Here is a 17449-nt window from a genome sequence, read left to right as displayed (position 1 = left end):
AAGCTGATGCCATGCCTTCACTTCGCCGCTTGTTTCAATATGCTGGGCAGTATCGCCGGGATGCTTTCTGGGCCAGTGTGTGCTCGGTGGCCAATGTGTTTTTCGATATCCTGCCGGAGATTTTGATTGGGATAGCGGTCGATGTGGTGGTGAATCGTGAGACTTCTTTTATCGCCACGCTGGGGGTCACAGACAGCTTTCACCAGCTGCTTTATCTAGGTGTGATCACGGTTTTTATTTGGGGTGGCGAGTCTTTATTCCAATATTTTTATCAAATCCGCTGGCGTAATCTTGCGCAAAACTTGCAGCATGATCTGCGTTTAGACGCTTACCGCCATGTGCAAAAACTGCCCTTGTCTTACTTTGAAAACAAGAGCACTGGCAAGTTAATGTCGATTTTGAATGACGATATTAATCAGCTAGAGCGCTTTTTAAATGGCGGGGCCAATAGCATTATTCAGGTACTCTGCTCCACGCTGATGTGCAGCGCGGTGTTTTTCTATATTGCACCGCAGTTGGCCCTGATTGCGCTTGCGCCTGTACCGCTGATTTTATTTGGCGCATTCTGGTTTCAGCGCCGTATTGCCCCCCGCTATGCGGCCGTGCGTGAAGCCGCCGGTGTAATCAGCGGGCGCTTAAATAATAATCTGCTGGGCATTGCCACTATCAAAGCCTTTACCGCCGAAAAATTTGAAGCCGCGCATATTTTTGACGCCAGCAATCATTACCGCCAAACCAATGCCGCAGCGATTCAACTCTCGTCGGCCATTATTCCTATCATCCGCATGGCGATTTTGTCTGGTTTTGTGGTGACGCTGGTTTACGGTGGCTATCTGGCACTGCACGGCCAGATTGGCGTGGGCAGTTATTCGGTGCTGGTGTTCCTTACCCAGCGCCTGCTCTGGCCGCTCACTGGGCTTGCCGATATTGCCGATCTTTACCAGCGCTCGATGACCGCCATTGAGCGGGTGCTTAATCTGCTCGACACCCCCATCCATATCCATTACGAAGGCAAGCCGCTCGGCCAAATCAAGGGTGCACTGAGCTTTGAGCACATCCACTTTGCCTATGGCGAACAAGCCGTGCTTAAAGATATTTCCCTGCATATTGCAGCAGGGCAAACGGTGGCTTTTGTGGGCGCAACCGGCTCGGGCAAAAGCACGCTGCTCAAACTATTGCTGCGCTTTTACGATGCCAGCAGCGGCAATATTAAAATCGACAGCATGGAAAGCAAAGATATTGCCCTGCTCGATCTGCGCCGCGCCATTGGTTATGTAGGCCAGGATGTGTTTTTAAGTGATGCCAGCATTGCGCAAAATATTGCTTACGGCCAAAGCGATGTGGATATGACCGCCGTGATCGCCGCAGCACGGGCCGCCGAAGCACATGAATTTATCGAGCGCCTGCCACAAGGCTACGACACCCAGATTGGCGAGCGCGGGCAAAAACTATCGGGCGGGCAGCGCCAACGCCTAGCTCTGGCAAGAGCGATCTTTAAAGACCCTAAAATCCTGGTACTGGACGAAGCCACCAGCGCGGTAGATAACGAAACCGAGGCGGCTATTCAAAGATCGCTGGATAAAATAGCTAGGGGCCGCACCACTCTGGTGGTGGCACACCGCCTTTCTACGGTGCGCAATGCGCACTGCATTTATGTGATGGAGCAGGGCGAAATTGTTGAAGCGGGCACGCACGAGATACTGCTCGCAGCCAATGGCAGCTATGCGGCACTCTGGCGTTTACAAACAGGTATAAGAGAAACTGAAGCGGCACTAATTTAAAGCCCAATCTATAGAAATAATACGCAGCTAAGCATGCTATAAATCAGAGGTAAATAATGTAATTGATAATAAGGTAAAGATATGCGATTCATCGGCCTTTACTTTGTAAGCATTGTATTTTCTGCTTCGCTTTATGCTGAAACTGTCACCATCAATGCAGAGGACGATTGGGCGCCCTTCTCTTCCATGACCCGAAATAAACAGGGGGTTGAAGGGCTTTCCCCCTCACTGATCAGCGCAGCTTTTCACACCCAGGGCATTGAGGTTAAATTTAATCCCGTGCCCTTTGCCCGCTGCCTTTATGAGGTTGAACGCGGCAAGGCGGTGGCCTGCTTTGATACATCCATTACCGAAGAAAACAAAAACAAATACATCTGGCATAAAACCCCCTTATTTGAAGAAGGCCTCTCTATTTTTGCCCTGAGCGATTCAAAAGATAAAAATTTAACCGTCAAAGATTTAGAAGGAAAAACAGTCAGCATTACCCATGGCTACTCTTATCCCAGCGTATTAATGGATAATACAAGAATCATCAAAGATGAATCACCGTTTGATGATACCCAGCTCAAAAAAATCCTGCTGAAAAGAGTGCAGTATGGCGTCATCAACACCACACCCGGCACTTTAATGATTAATGCCAATCGTAATTACAAGGGAAAAATAAAAATAGTTGGGCTAATTGAAACAAGTGTTTTTTATCTTAATTTTTCTAAATCGCATAAAGACGGTCAGCGCATGGCTGATATTTTTGAAAAAGGCCTGCAAGAAATAAAAATAAACGGCACATACAAGAAAATAGAGCGGGATTTCAAAGAAAAAAATGGTTTAATTAAGTAATAATAAATCATTCTAGTATTAAATTAAACCAGCCTTACTGACATGGCCACATAAGCAAATCATTTATCCTGCAAGCATGTTCAGAGGTTTTTCCTTTCATGGCCCGATGCGATCTGCTTTAAGCCCCCCTACTTGCCGGCTGTACATAAGTCATTTTTATACAATTACTCATAAGCTAAGCTGAAATATTTATTGCACTCCGGGCAAAATGACGGGTATATTAATACCCTCTTACTTTATCAGTATTTTATTAATTAGTTTAAACACTGATCACAAACTATCTCTTAAAAAAAATACAGATAGCGGAGCAATAGCTGTGAAAGTTAAATTAAGCGATATCATTGAAGCCATTGATTTTATGAGTGGCGATCCTTTCCAAAGCTGCGAAGGATTTATTCATATTGAAAGTGGCAAAATTTATTTGCGGTCTGAATACTTAGATGCGATTGATCTGGAAGAATTACCCGGCAACCTAGATGATGCGGATCTTTACCTGCCTTTACCCACAAAAAATGATTTGGGCTTAGGCAACCAATTGCCCGTTTGTTTTGCCGAAGAATATGCACCTGATTTATATAATGAAGTGCAGGCCATGTTCAGGCATCAGGGTGCTTTTGGCAGGTTTAAAGATTGGGCAGACCGGCATCAATTGCTGGCAAGTTGGTATCGCTTTGAAAAAGAATGCAGCGAAAGAGAAATCAAAGCCTGGTGCAGTAAGCACCATATTCAGTTTATTGATTAAGCCCTTCTGCCCCATTCAGCAATGGCTCCTGCGCTGCAAAAGCCAAAAGATGTTCAAGTAATGCACGCACTCTGGCAGGCAGATAACGTTGTTGTGGCCACACCGCATACACAGCACGGGAATCGGCCTGCCATTGTGGCAACACTTCCTGCAAAGCGCCGCTCGCCAGCTCTTCGCAGCACACGGTGACCGGGCAGGATAAAATCCCCACGCCCTCTTTAGCCATATGCACCGCCAAAGCCATCTCGTTAACCCTGAATCGCGCTTGGCCCTGCACAATACATTCTTCCCCGCTCGTCTTATGCACAAACACCCAGCCCGTCATCGGCTCTGCCAGAATCAGCTGATGCTGGTGTAAATCATCCGGTGTAAGCGGCGCACCGCTGCGCTGCAAATAAGCCACAGCTGCCACCGTCACCCAATGCACCTCGCCCAGACGGCGCTGATTAAAGCTGGAATCCTGTTGCTCCCCCGCCCTGAGCGCCAGATCAGCACCACTGGCAATCAAGTCTTCCTGCAAATTACTCAGCTTTAACTCCAGCCTTACCTCAGGATACTTTTGCATAAAGCTGGCCCAGCAGCTACGGAAAATACCATTAGCCAGATTAATCGGCGCCAATACGCGCACCAGCCCGCTTACGCTGTGCTGAGTGGCATCTAATGCCTGCGTGGCCTGTTGCAAGGCTTGCAGCAGGGGGCGGCATTGCTCGTAATACTGCTGGCCCTCGCTGCTTACCTGCATACGGCGAGCGCTGCGATTAAGTAAGCGGCAGCCCAGCTGCTGCTCCAGCTTTTGCAAACGACGGGTTAGCGTGGCGGGCGGCAGAGCCATTTTCTTTGCCGCAGCGCTTAAGCTGCCTGCTTCCACAATACAAACAAACAGCGCCAGATCATCGAGCATGATTTCATTTTTGGAATTTAACTTTGATTTTATGATTGTATTTTCATTTAATCGCTTTTGCTATGCTCATCTTCATTCAACACACACAAGAGCCAAGCAAGATGTCTGATACGCAAAAATTCCGCTGGGTTTTCTCTTTTCTGATGTCGCTGCTGATGTCCGGCGTGATGAGCGGCTGGGTCACCTGGATTGTAGCTGGCCTAAATGACCACTTTTTTGCCAGCTGGGGCCGCGCCTTTATCACCGCCTGGCCCGCAGCCTTTACCATCGTCATGCTCTGTGCACCCAGCGTACAGCGGCTTAGCCAGCGCATCGTGATGAGCCGCCATTTACCAGCCAATCAACCAGGAGCTTAAAATGACCCAACTACGCCTGCCCTACTTTGATTTATCCACCGAGGCACTTACGGGATTACGCAGTGTTAAAAACTATTTAGAAAACAGCGCATTAAATAAAACACTACTGGAATGGGTGTATTTGCGTGTATCGCAAATCAACGGCTGCTCGTTTTGCCTAAAGCTGCATAGCAAAGCTTTAAGAGCAGCAGGAGAAAAAGAAGAGCGCTTGGATAGCCTAGCAGGCTGGCACAGCAGCCCGCTCTTTAGCGAGCAAGAACGCGCGGCATTTCAATGGGCCGAATCACTCAGCCAAATCGCCACCATCCACGCCCCCGATGCTGATTTTGATCTTTTAAAGAAATACTTTAATGATCAAGAAATATCAGATTTAACCTTTGCCATTGCCAATATGAATGCCCTGAATAGGGTGGCGATTGCAATGCGGCAGTGAGGTGGATGGTTATCAAAAAAACCTCAGATCTGTAGACACAGAGGGCGGCAGGACAAAGCGAGGTAGAAGACTTATACAAAGGCGTAAGCCACCATTCTGACCCCGACATCACAGTAATGAAGGGCGGGTTAGCTGAAGGCATAACCCTCCAAACAAACTCCAGAATAACAACGACTAATCAGGGAATTTGATAAAACTAACCCGCCCTGCACGGCTAGAATTCGGAATATTGCTAAGCTGGGCCATCACCAACAAGGAATAAGTGTTCGCTACAGAATTTGATAATTTCTTTAATTTTTAGCGAATCATGAGTCAATACTTGATCTTGTTCATTTTTCATTTGCTCTGCAGCAATAAAATCAAAACTTGAAGAGCCGGCCCATCGCATGTATGCAAACAACTGCAACCGACTATACGATAATTTCCATTCTTTGCAGTTATAATAGTTTTCAGAATATACATTTTTTGCTTCTTCGTCACTAAGCAGCCAATTAATCCCCTGAATTGATTGTGCTTTATCTAGGATTGGAATCCCAAATTTAATTGTATCTTCAAACATCCAGTTAATTTCTTCTGCACTTCTGCAATAGCTGGATGAATTACTCCACCCCGTACATAGTCCCCGTACCGACCTGAGCTTAAATAAAATAAATTTCCATTCCTCTTGATCAAAGCCTTCATCCAATGAACTACCTTTAAGCCAACTTCTAAAGTTATGCCTAAACTGTCCATAACGATAACTATTGATAGAAAAAGAAATATCAGTAGAGACCTCACCTGCTCTCCCACTAGGCAAAGCCCAAATTGTTTGATTGCCACCTTCAATATCACGCTCAAAATAGAATAAAAAACCATCTTTCAATTTTTCCCGCACAGGCACAAAACCATACTCAGCCAAAGCTGGCGTTAATTGCTCAGCAAAATGCTTGGCGACTTTTGCCTTGGTGTATTTCACTGGATTAGCGGCAATCGGATCTAATTCATACCACATTGCCGTTTTTGCTTCTGGAATCACATAGCTACGCAACATATCATGGCAATAATAGGTTTCCATTTCTAAATCAAATACATCCAAACGCAATTCACGCGCCAGCGGTAATAATCGACGTAAAAATGCGTCAGATTGATCAGAATAAATCTGTATCGTCCACGCTTGGCAAGGTAAATCACGCACTGCATGAATTGGATTTATACCATTCCATAACGAGGATTTTTCTGAATTGCTTTCTAATGGAAAATCCACCAGCAGCCGCTTGGCCAAGCGAGATAATCTAGCCGACTGATCTGCATTTGCAGGCCGAGTTTCATCCATAAAAACGGAGAGCATTTTCTTTGCCCCACCGATGGTCTCAGGAAACCAAAGAATATTGGATGCAACGTTGTGGTTCTCTCTGTCGAGAATGGCAATTGTGTAACTCATCAAGAACTAGCCTTATTTTTAATTAAATTTTTTTATGCATAACATTGAAGGTGTATTTTTTTCCCCCTCATCAGCCATAGGCACGAACCATAAAGTGGTTCTTATGTTCAAGAGGCTTAGTGGGAAAGGAAATTAATTCACTTAATATTGCAAGAAAGCTTGCTTTGAACTGAGATTGGTACGAAAGCCCCGCTATTTGTTCCTGCAAACCGCTCACCTAAATCGCCACCACCTCAGCCTTCGTCCACTCCAGCTCCTGCACGACCAGCCTGGCCATATCGGCCAGCATTTCTATTTCAAAATCCTGCAGTTTTCGGGGGGCTGGGTCGATCAGGCAGAGCGTGCCGAGGTTCATGCCATTGCGGGCTTTTAGGGGTGCTCCGGCATAGAAGCGGATTTTTGGCTCGCCAAGCACAAGTGGATTATCAAAGAAGCGCTCGTCTGATCGTGCATCTTCAATCACAAACACTTCATCCTGCAAAATAGCGTGGCCGCAAAAGGAGATGTCGCGGGCCGTTTCTTTGGCGTCCAGCCCGCAGGCCGATTTAAACCATTGCCGATTTGCATCTATCAGGCTAACGACGGCAATTTGCACACGAAAAAATGCCGCTGCGGCGCGAGTGAGGTTATCAAAACGCGCTTCAGGCGGCGTATCCAGAATCAGCAGCTCACGCAGTGTTTCTACACGCAAGGCCTCATCGGGAGGGAATGCAGGCACCTGCATAACGTATCCTGTCTGGCACATAACAGATGCCATTGTACTCTTGAAAGCTGGTAACTGGTCAGGCCTAAGATGGCACTAGGTCGGGAAAAGTGGGTGCCAGACAAAGCCCAAAGGCCTCTTTTAGTGCCTTCGGCACGTTGATTTTGGAGCGGTAGCCACCGCGGGGCCTTCCTTTCTTGCTTCGCCAAGAAACGAAGCCAAAGAAGGCGACCCCGTGAAACACGAAAGCCCCTGCGCTGCGGACAATCGAGTCGGCGGCGGGCGGGATCAGCTCGTTCCTCGCTCCCTGGCCGAAACCCCGCCCCGCTTGTTCCTCGCTCCGGCGTGTTTCAAGGGGGCTATAAAAAGCCCTATGCAAAGTGCGTGGTTAACATGTTTTCCCGCTGTTTGCTAAGGTAAAAGCAAATTGCTTAACTCGTATGAGCTTACATCCGCCCAGCGATAATTCAATCTTGAGTCATTAAAAAATGTCCCACTCTTGGGTAGAGAGGGACAAAACGCTTAGTGGCAAGCACACGCCCCATGTACATGCGGCTGTGCGGGAATGCTGGCAAAGCTTGGCAGCTTGCCATGTTCGGCTAAATGCTGACGCGCCTGGCGGGTGGCTTCCAGCATATTGGCCAATGCGGCTTCGGTTTCTGGCCAGTTACGGGTTTTTAGGCCGCAATCCGGGTTCACCCACAACAGCTCTACTGGCACCACTTCGGCGGCTTTGGCAATCAGGCGCAGCATGTCTTCCACAGGGGGAATACGCGGGCTATGAATATCGTACACACCTGGGCCGACTTCATTTGGATACTTGAAGGTGCCAAAGCCAGTGAGTAACTCCATATCCGAGCGACTGGTTTCAATGGTGATTACGTCGGCATCCATGGCGGCAATGGCAGGCAGAATATCGTTGAATTCCGAATAGCACATATGGGTGTGAATTTGCGTTTGATTGGAAACCCCAGATGCAGAGATGCGGAATGCCTCGGCAGCCCAGTGCAGATAAGCGGCCCAATCACTCTTTTTCAGCGGCAAGCCTTCACGGAAAGCGGGCTCATCAATCTGGATAATGCCAATGCCTGCAGTTTCTAGATCCACCACTTCATCCCGAATCGCTAGGGCAATTTGCTGCGTAGTCACAGAGCGTGGCTGATCGTCGCGCACAAACGACCATTGTAAGATGGTGACCGGGCCAGTCAGCATGCCTTTCATGGGCTTTTGCGTCAGGCTTTGCGCGTACTTTGTCCACTCTACCGTCATCGGCGTTGGGCGGCTTACATCGCCAAATAAAACTGGCGGTTTGACGCAGCGGCTGCCGTAGCTTTGCACCCAGCCAAACTGGGTAAAGGCAAAGCCCGAAAGCTGCTCACCAAAGTATTCCACCATATCATTGCGCTCGGCTTCGCCGTGGACCAGCACATCAATCCCTAAGGCTTCCTGCTTTTCTACCGCAAGACGAATCTCGGCTTGCATCTGTTCTACATAATCGTTTTGCGCCAGAGTGCCTTTTTTAAACGCTGCACGCGCCGCACGGATTTCCTTGGTTTGTGGGAACGAGCCGATGGTGGTGGTAGGCAATGGTGGCAAGTTAAAGCGCAATTTTTGCTCTGCCTGACGGCTAGCAAACACAGCATGGCGGCGGGCATCGCCCTCGCTCAAGGCTTGAATACGGGCGCTTACCGCTGGATTATGAATCCGTGGCGATGCCGCGCGTGAGGCTACTTTTGCGGCATTCGCGCTGAGCTCCGCACTGACATCCGCCCCATTCAGGGCGCGTTTTAATACGCTGATTTCTTGTAGTTTTTGCTTAGCAAAAGCCAACCAGCCTTTTAATTCATCATCGAGCTTCGTTTCTTGCGCTAAATCGACCGGCACATGCAATAGCGAGCATGAAGCGCTCAGCCAGATATTGCAGCCTTGCAGCGCGGCTACCCGTGCCAGAATTGCGGATAAATCGCTCACCCAGATATTGCGGCCATCCACCACGCCCAGCGATAACACCTTGCTGGCTGGCCAGTTGCTCGCAAACACGTCTAATTGCTGCGGCGCACGCACCAGATCAAGATGCACACCGGCTACCGGTAAATCACGTAGCAGTGCCACATGGGCTGCAACCGATTCAAAATAAGTGGCGAGTAAAATTTTGGGGCCGGTATAGGCAAAGCTGCGGTACACCGGCTCAAAAGCCGCCAGCCATTCGGTTTCTAAATCTAAGCCCAAAATTGGCTCATCCAGCTGCAACCATTCCACTCCTAATTTTGCCAGGCGCTCCAGAATGCGCGCATAGGCCGCCACCACTTTGGGCAAGAGGCTGAGCTTATCAAAGCCCGCTGTTTTGGCTTTGGCCAAATAAAGGAAGGTGATCGGGCCGGGTAAGACCGCCTTCACTGCGTGCCCAAGGGAGCGTGCTTCTTCAATTTCATAAAAGAACCAATCCACCCCACCGGCAAAATCAGTGTTTTCATCCAGCTCTGGCACCAGATAGTGGTAATTGGTATCAAACCATTTGGTCATTTCTTGTGCTGGCTGTGCTGCATTGCCACGCGCCAATTCAAAATATTGTTTCAGGATTAGATTTTTAGCATCAAAGCCAAAACGTGCAGGCAAAGCGCCCAATAGCGCGGAGGCATTCAGCATCTGGTCGTACCAGGCAAAATCGCCCACGGTAACAAAATCTAGATCTGCCTCTTTTTGCCATTGCCAGTGCTGGCGGCGCAAAGCATTACCCGTTTGCGCCAAAGCGCTTTCATCAATCTCGCCCTTCCAAAATTGCTCAACCGCAAATTTAAGCTCGCGCTGTGCACCAATGCGCGGAAAACCAAGAATATGGGCCTTTGTAGTATGAGTGGTAGTCATCGCAATCTCTGTTTGTCATGAATATGATTTGTATCATGCCAGTGGTTTTGCTATGATTCAAATTCATTATTTTCATAACAATGATGAAATACTCTCAACAACAATGATGTCGTTTACAACGAGCAAAACCCAAATCTTGAAGCACAAAGGGCGCGGAGAAAACCTGAGCTTTGTAAAGGAAACGCCAAAGCCACCATCCCTGAGTGCCTTTGTCGGGAATATAGCCAAGACACTGGTTTCCCGAACAAAACACTCGGGAATGACGACATAACGCAGTTTTCAAGGACGGCTAGAAACGTTCTGCATTAAAGAAATAAATAATGGCTTAAGGAAAAAAGGTTCTGTCTTTCTCCGTGTAACTCCGTGTGCTCTGTGGTTCAAGACTTGGGTTTTCAGTTATCAAAAAAGGCCACCATGCAATCCTTACTCGAACTTCGCCACCTTAAAACCCTGCTCGCGATTCGTGAATCGGGCAATCTAACCCGTGCGGCAGAGCGTTTGCACCTGACACAATCGGCGCTGTCGCATCAGATTCGCCTTTTAGAAGATCATTACGCACTGCCGCTCTTGCTGCGTAAATCCAGCCCGGGTAAATCCAGCCCGCTGAAACTCACCGCAGCGGGCGAAAAACTCGCCCAGCTTGCCGCCGAGTTTTTGCCGCGCATCGATCAGGCCGAGCGGGATATCGCTAAATTAAGAGAAGGCGAAGCGGGCCAGCTGCGTATTGCGGTGGAATGCCACACCTGTTTTGACTGGCTGATGCCCGCCATGGATGACTTTCGCGGCCACTGGCCAGAGGTTGAGCTGGATATCGTGTCCGGCTTTCATGCCGACCCGGTGCAGCTTTTATTTGAAGACCGAGCCGATCTGGCGATTGTGTCCGAGGCCGCTGATGAAGCGGGCATCAGCTATCAGCCACTATTTAGCTACGAAATGATCGCCCTGATCGCCAAGGATCATCCGCTGGCAGGAAAGCCCTTTTTAAGCGCCGAAGATTTTGCCAATGAAACGCTGATCAGCTACCCCGTGCCGGACGATATGCTGGATTTAATCCGCAAAGTATTAAAGCCCGCAGGCATCAACCCTAAGCGCCGTACTACCGAGCTAACCGCCGCCATCTTGCAACTGGTCGCTAGCCGCCGCGGCATCGCCGCCCTGCCCAGCTGGAGCGTGCAGCATTATCTGGAGCGCGGCTACGTGGTGGCCAAACCCATCACCGAGCAAGGCCTGACATCCGACCTCTACGCCGCCATCCCCCTTACCCAAACTGACACCGCCTTTGTGAAAGACTTTGTCACCACCACCCGCGAGGTCAGCCGCATCAGCCTGCCGGGGGTGACTTTGTTGTAAGCTTTTTAGAGAAGAATACACAAGCGATCTGAAGCCAGCGTGTGTTGGCTTTTTCTCGTTCAGCGATCTATGCGGTACTTGTATTATTCACCGATAATGCAATGCACCACTTCGCTCAACCTCTAAAATCTTAGCCAGCTCGCCAACACTCATTTGTATCCTGAGCAAGAGACTATTCTGCATCGCAAAAATCACAGAGTGACCCAGCCCAGCCTTCCAGCAAGCTGTCGTCATATCGCAACAAATACGCTTAAACCCCTAAAATCTTTTATTCCAAATAAATATATAAGATAAGATACATTCATCAAAATACACATAAAGAATGCGCACCGTGAAACTCGCCAACTCCCTTGCTTTGCTCTTGATCAGTGGCAGCACTTTTGCCGCTTCTTCCTCTGCTCCTGCCGGTATCGCATGGGAGCAAGGTGATGTGGCTGCGGCTTTTGCCAAAGCCAAAGCCGAGAAAAAGCCGCTGTTTTTATACTGGGGTGCAACATGGTGCCCGCCTTGCAATCAGATTAAAGCCACGGTGTTTAATCAGCAGCGCTTTATTGATCGCACCAAGCAATTTATTCCGGTGTATATCGATGGCGATAGCGCAGGCGCGCAAAAGCTGGCCAGCCAGTTTAAAGTGCGCGGCTACCCCAGCATGATTTTGTTTAAGCCTGATGGCTCCGAAATCACCCGCCTGCCAGGTGAAGTAGATGCAGACCGCTACCTGAGCACGCTGGAATTAGGCCTCTCTAACGCCCGCCCAGTTAAAGAAACACTAAGTAGCGCGCTGGCGGGCGGAAAACTCAGCAGCGATGACTGGCGCTTACTGGCCGATTACTCATGGGATTCGGATCAGGCTCAGCTGGTACCCGAAGATCAGCTGGCTGCCACACTGAAAACCCTAGCCAAATCTGTACCGGCCGCTGAAAGCTATGCCTCAACTCATTTGCAGCTGAAAGCCATAGCGCAAGCAGCGGGTGATGATAAGACAACAGGCTCGGCAGAAGAGCTGACGCTGGTGCATAAAGTGCTGGCCGATAAGCAGCAAACCCGCGATAACTTTGATGTGCTCGTCAATAGCGCCACCGAAATTGTCGGCTACCTAAGTAAGGCGCAAACCAGCGAGCGCAGCCAGTTAAGCGAAGCTTGGAATAAAGCCTTGCAACAACTGGCGCTGGATAAAACCCTATCGGCCAATGACCGCTTAAGCGCCCTCACCAGCCAGGTGGCGCTGGCCAAGCTGGATGCAGCCAAAGACAGCAAGCTGGCAGCCCCCATCATTAAAGAAGTGCTTGAACGCGTGGCAGAGGCAGACAAAACCACCACCAATGGTTACGAGCGCCAGTCGGTGATCAGCACTGCGGCTTACACACTTAGCGAAGCCGGCTTGCTGGATGAATCGGATGTCTTACTTAAAGCCGAGCTAAAACGCTCGCACGCGCCTTACTACTTTATGCTTTCCTTAGGCTCTAATGCCAAAAAACGCGGCGATAAGACGGGTGCCTTAGGCTGGTACGAAGAAGCGTATAAAAAGTCCGAAGGCCCGGCCACCCGCGTGCAATGGGGTAGCAGCTATGTAAGCGCACTGGTTGATCTGGCACCGCAAAATGAAGAGCGCATCGAACAGACAGCGCAAAGCATTTTGAAAGAAGTCGCCGTTACACCGAACGCCTTTTACGAACGCAGCCGCCGCTCTATTGAAAAAATCGTCAATAAGCTTGCTACTTGGAATAAAGACAAGCAGCACGATGCAGCAGTTGGCCGTGTACTGACCCAGCTAAATGGTATCTGCAGCAAGCTGCCAGCCAGCGATCCGCAGCGTGGTATTTGCCAAGATTTACTCAAGCCTAAGGCTTAATCAGCAACGACAAAAAGCGGGCACTGCCCTAATGCCGTTCACTTAAGGTATTGGTTTTGCTTCCCCCTTTGTAAAAGGGGGATTGAGGGGGATTTGCCTTTGGTTTTTTGCTTATAAAGCTCAGCGTCTACTGCAAATCCCCCCTAGCCCCCCTTTTTCAAAGGGGGGAAATTAAGCAAAATCGCTTAAGTAAACGGTCTTAGGGCACTGCCCGCTTTTTGCTGACGCGTTTTACCACAGGCAGCAACGCCTTCACCCACCCAAATACACTGCAATACCAGGCAAAACTTCTGCGATCTAGGCCCCAATAAGCTTCTGATCTGTTAACTGCAGCAACTGCTCCTTACTCCCAGCCCCAAACTTTTTCCCTCCCCCTGATGGTCTGCATTTATTCCTCCTCATTTCCTGACCACATTGCCAACTCATCACGAGCAATAACGCAGACCAAACATTTATCTGTATCACTCGCCCTAGCGCATCTGGCAGAATCTCCTCAAAACTTAGCAACCTATATCAATCGTATCTGCTTAATCTGTGAGGCATGGAGAGAGGGATGAGAAAACCAACGGTAGAGGATTATGGGCGGCGGCTGATGCGGGTGGTGAATACCATCTGGCAAGACCCCACAGCGTCGTATTCAATTGAGCAATTAGCGGGCATTGCGCATTTTTCGCCGTTTCATTTTCACCGTATTTATCGTGAAATGATGGGCGAAACGGTCAACGCCACTCAGCTGCGTATGCGTTTGATGTATGCGTCGCGGCAATTAGCCCAAACGAATGAAACCCCCTTAATCCGCATTGCTCAGCGTGCGGGATATCAAAGCAGCGCGGCCTTTGTGCGCTCTTTTGCTGCCGCGCACGGCATGCCACCTGGGGCTTACCGCAGGCAAAGACTCAGCCACATCCATTCTCAAATTAATCAGGAGCTTGGTATGTATAACGTTGAATTTCGTAAACTTGATACGCCGATTCACTTGGCCGCCAGCCGCCATCATGGCTCTTATCTGAAGATTGGTGAGGCCTTTGCACGGCTGCAATTATCTAAGACAGCACTGCCTGTTGATCCGCAACAAGTGCGCTGGTTTGCCCAATATCATGATGATCCGCAGAGTGTGGCCGAGGCAGATTTACGCTCGGATGCCTGCGTAGAAATCAAAGCCGATGGCGTTTTGCCTGATGAGCTGGCACGCACGCAAATCCCCGCCGGGCGTTACGGAGTGATTGAGCATCGAGGCCCCTATAGCGAGCTGCAGCAGGCTTATCACTGGCTGTTTGGGGTATGGCTGCCACAAAGCGGCGAGCAGCCCGCCAATGTGCCCGTTATCGAGCAATATCTGAATCTGCCACACAATACCCCGCCTAAAGATTTACGTACCGAGATTTGGGTGGCGCTAGCCGCTTAATCAGATCTAATCATGACCCGCATAGCAGGCCCGGCGGCCTGCTTTTTATTTTAATGACTCTTTAAAGTTTGTAATCAAAGCCAATAAATCCGTAGCGGCCTGATGTGGTACCGTTATATCCGCCACCATCAACAGAATATGGTGCAACTTTATCAAACAGATTATTCACGCCCAATACAAAAGAGGTATTTTTATTGAGCTGATAACCCGCAGATAAATTAAACACGGTATATGAAGGCAAATAGCCATCCGGATTACTGCTGTTTTCTGGCAGATCGGCAGCATCATGCACACGGGCATACGTTTTGGCGGTTAAAGTGGCATCGTATTCTGCATACTGATAGCCCAGCGAAATCCGGTTAGACCAGTCAGGATTATTATATCCACCCGTACGCTCTACAGGATCTGTTCCTTCCAGATCGGAGCGCTTATAACTTAACAAGTAGCTGAATTGATCCCTGAATGTAAACTTGCCCCAGCCATTGGTTTTATAGGCAAAATTGAAATCCACATCGATACCTGATGTATCAATCTGGCCGATATTAGCCAAAGGCAAATCAACCACTTCAATTTTCCCCTTAGTTAAACCTGGGTAATTTTTTAATTCATCCGGATCCAGCGCCAGGCGCTTAATTAATTTTCCCATAGCAGGATTGCTGTCTTCGTGATCAATCACATACTGCGGATCCAAGCGTGCAATTGCATCATTTTGCTTGATACTGTACCAATCAATGCTCAGAGATAAGTCTTTTAGTGGCTGAAATACAAAGCCCAGCGTTAAGTTATTGGATGTTTCAGGTTTTAATTCTGGATTGCTGCGGCTGTTTAAATCAACCCTGCCGATGCATTCGCCATTTGGAACACCCATTGGCTTGCAGCGGGCCCAGTCATTATAAAAGTAATAGCTTGGAGTAGGCGACATTCCTAATTGCTGCAAGCTGGGCGCTCTGAATGTACTTGTGGCCGATCCGCGTAATAACAGAGATTCAACAGGGCGATATGCAACAGCGACTTTAGGCGATGTTGCCCCACCCACATCGTCGTAATGGTCATAACGCAATGCAGCTTGTATTTCCAGATTTTTTAATACCGGAATATTTAATTCTCCATAGATTGATTTAACCCAGCGGCTGCTCTCTACAGTGCTGTCTTCTACTGCTTTTTCTTTTAAAATATTCACGCCGGCTGCAAAACCAACATCCCCCCCCGCTAATTGAAATAGTGAAGAATGAGATACACGCGCATCACCAATTAATAAAGATGCAGTGCCTTCACGATAACGGGATGTAATTAAGGCTTTGGCTAATTCAACCTGATTATTGGCCACAAATGGATCATATCCGCCCTTTTTAAAGGCAGCAGTAATTTTTGCCGCGTCAGCGCGATCTCTCGCCTGGCTGCTTTTATTGCTACTGTAAGTTAAAGCAGTTTCACCATCCCAGCCCCCCAGCGAGGCTTTGGCCCCTAAAACAGCACGCAACGTATCGCTATCTACATTATTTTGCGCTAAACCTGCTTCATAAATACGCCGGGTAATGGTGATATCCTTGCCATTTGTTTTTACACCGTTAATCACATCTTTATACGCCGCATCACCCGCTTTAATGACTGCTTGTGCCGCGGGAATAGAAAGCGGCCAGCTTTCAAATGCTTGTCTGTCTTGGCCAATGCCCAGCTCGGCAAATAATAATGCATCATCACTGATCTGATAGTTATAAAGCGCATTGGCATTTAAGCGCTTTATATGTGCACTGCGGTAAAGATTTTCATTAGAAAAGCATTTCTGATTGCCAAATGGATCAGTCACAATTTCGCCATTGCCTTCGCAACCTGGCAACAGAGTAGTTGTTCCCCCTTTAATTTTATAAGCGCCACCATGCAAACCGGTAAAGCGATTATCTGCCCCGCCTAATCCACGCTTATCCAGATTTTTAGTTGCATCATGCTTATTATCAAGAGTCGGTTTTTTCTCAGTTACATCCAGCGTCACTAATAAATTCTGATTATCTTCATTTAAATTACCAAAGCCAGCGGCAATGCCCAATACTAAATCCTGGCCATCGCCCGCAAAGTTTTGCCCGTATTTACCCGTAATCGAAACGCCTTGAAAATTGCGCTTGGTTTTAAAGTTAATCACCCCTGCCACCGCATCAGAGCCGTAAATAGCCGCTGCACCATCGTAAAGCACTTCAATTTGCTCGATGGCAGAGAGCGGAATATTGTTCAGGCTGACCGGGCTGGTATCCACATCGGCAAAGCCATTTGGCGCAAGACGACGGCCATTCAATAAAATCAGCGTGTTTTTAGCGCCCATGCCCCGCAGGCCCACGGTACTGGAGCCCGGTGCAAACCGACCGCCATCGGTGGCAAATTCTAAGGAAGCTTTAGGTAAAAGATTATCCAGCGCTTCGACCACGGTGGTGGCACCGGATTTTTCAATTTCATCGCGCTTGATAATGGTGACCGGCGACGGGCCTTCCTTATTTATACGTTTGATATTGGAGCCCACTACCTCAACGCGTTCAACCTTATTCGTTGGAAGATCTGCAGCGTAAGCCAGAGTAGAAGCCGTGATCTGAGCAATCACAATCGCCAGTAGTTTTGGTCTGAAATGCATGTCGTCCCCTTTGACGGATAAAAAGCGCTCGCTATTTATACCTAGAAGTTATGAAAAATATGATTTATATACCAATAACCAAAATTTATCATAAAGGTGAAGAATGATGACAAGCAAATAATTAAAAACCCTGGGCATTGCAATAACACTTTGATTTATATATAAAAAAATTTATTAAAAATTTGCA

General features: G+C 48.4%; 13 protein-coding genes. 8 read left to right on the top strand and 5 right to left on the bottom strand.

The window, feature by feature from the left end; genetic code table 11:
• Nucleotides 1-11 precede the first annotated feature (11 nt).
• The 3 genes from DYD62_RS02345 to DYD62_RS02335 all read left to right on the top strand — a co-directional run bounded on the left by DYD62_RS02345 (nt 12) and on the right by DYD62_RS02335 (nt 3360).
• A complete protein-coding gene (locus tag DYD62_RS02345; protein ID WP_115225888.1) occupies nt 12-1781 on the top strand; it encodes an ABC transporter ATP-binding protein in 1770 nt (589 codons plus the stop codon).
• Between the two features lie 81 nt (nt 1782-1862).
• Entirely contained in the window at nt 1863-2618 is a 756-nt protein-coding gene (locus DYD62_RS02340) for a substrate-binding periplasmic protein (RefSeq protein WP_115225887.1), read from the top strand.
• Nucleotides 2619-2934: 316 nt separating this feature from the next.
• Entirely contained in the window at nt 2935-3360 is a 426-nt protein-coding gene (locus tag DYD62_RS02335) for a UPF0158 family protein (protein ID WP_132038596.1), read from the top strand.
• On the opposite strand, the gene DYD62_RS02330 is transcribed toward DYD62_RS02335, so the two are convergent.
• Nucleotides 3350-4261: a LysR family transcriptional regulator gene (locus DYD62_RS02330; RefSeq protein ID WP_115225885.1), complete on the bottom strand. Its 912-nt coding sequence runs from the start codon at nt 4259-4261 to the stop codon at nt 3350-3352. The two genes, DYD62_RS02335 and DYD62_RS02330, sit on opposite strands and share 11 nt — an antisense overlap.
• 101 nt (nt 4262-4362) lie before the next feature.
• Between DYD62_RS02330 and DYD62_RS02325 the strand changes: the two genes are divergently transcribed.
• On the top strand, nt 4363-4617 hold the full coding sequence (locus tag DYD62_RS02325; RefSeq protein ID WP_115225884.1) for a DUF2798 domain-containing protein: 255 nt from the start codon (nt 4363-4365) through the stop codon (nt 4615-4617).
• A 1-nt stretch (nt 4618) separates the two neighbouring features.
• Entirely contained in the window at nt 4619-5050 is a 432-nt protein-coding gene (locus DYD62_RS02320) for a carboxymuconolactone decarboxylase family protein (RefSeq protein WP_115225883.1), read from the top strand.
• 232 nt (nt 5051-5282) lie between these two features.
• Here DYD62_RS02320 and DYD62_RS02315 read toward each other — a convergent pair whose 3' ends face one another.
• The 3 genes from DYD62_RS02315 to metE all read right to left on the bottom strand — a co-directional run bounded on the left by DYD62_RS02315 (nt 5283) and on the right by metE (nt 10038).
• Nucleotides 5283-6470, bottom strand: coding sequence for a hypothetical protein (locus DYD62_RS02315; protein ID WP_115225882.1), 1188 nt, complete (start codon nt 6468-6470; stop codon nt 5283-5285).
• A 217-nt stretch (nt 6471-6687) separates the two neighbouring features.
• Nucleotides 6688-7194, bottom strand: coding sequence for a GAF domain-containing protein (locus DYD62_RS02310; RefSeq protein WP_115225881.1), 507 nt, complete (start codon nt 7192-7194; stop codon nt 6688-6690).
• Nucleotides 7195-7695: 501 nt separating this feature from the next.
• The gene (gene metE, locus DYD62_RS02305; protein WP_115225880.1) at nt 7696-10038 is read right to left on the bottom strand and encodes a 5-methyltetrahydropteroyltriglutamate--homocysteine S-methyltransferase; all 2343 of its coding nucleotides are present in this window, start codon (nt 10036-10038) and stop codon (nt 7696-7698) included.
• 414 nt (nt 10039-10452) lie between these two features.
• On the opposite strand from metE, the gene DYD62_RS02300 reads away from it, so the two are divergent.
• From DYD62_RS02300 to DYD62_RS02285, 3 genes are all read left to right on the top strand, one after another.
• Nucleotides 10453-11388, top strand: coding sequence for a LysR family transcriptional regulator (locus DYD62_RS02300; protein ID WP_115228178.1), 936 nt, complete (start codon nt 10453-10455; stop codon nt 11386-11388).
• A 322-nt stretch (nt 11389-11710) separates the two neighbouring features.
• Nucleotides 11711-13240: a thioredoxin family protein gene (locus DYD62_RS02295; RefSeq protein ID WP_115225879.1), complete on the top strand. Its 1530-nt coding sequence runs from the start codon at nt 11711-11713 to the stop codon at nt 13238-13240.
• A gap of 553 nt (nt 13241-13793) precedes the next feature.
• Nucleotides 13794-14645, top strand: coding sequence for an AraC family transcriptional regulator (locus DYD62_RS02285; protein ID WP_165928580.1), 852 nt, complete (start codon nt 13794-13796; stop codon nt 14643-14645).
• Nucleotides 14646-14706: 61 nt separating this feature from the next.
• Here DYD62_RS02285 and DYD62_RS02280 read toward each other — a convergent pair whose 3' ends face one another.
• Nucleotides 14707-17262: a TonB-dependent receptor gene (locus DYD62_RS02280; protein WP_115225876.1), complete on the bottom strand. Its 2556-nt coding sequence runs from the start codon at nt 17260-17262 to the stop codon at nt 14707-14709.
• Between the last annotated feature and the right edge of the window lie 187 nt (nt 17263-17449).

The organism is Iodobacter fluviatilis, assembly GCF_900451195.1.
In the GTDB taxonomy this organism is placed as follows: Bacteria; Pseudomonadota; Gammaproteobacteria; order Burkholderiales; family Chitinibacteraceae; genus Iodobacter; species Iodobacter fluviatilis.
Note: the sequence above shows the minus strand (reverse complement) of the source record. Positions and strands in the feature narration are given on the sequence as shown.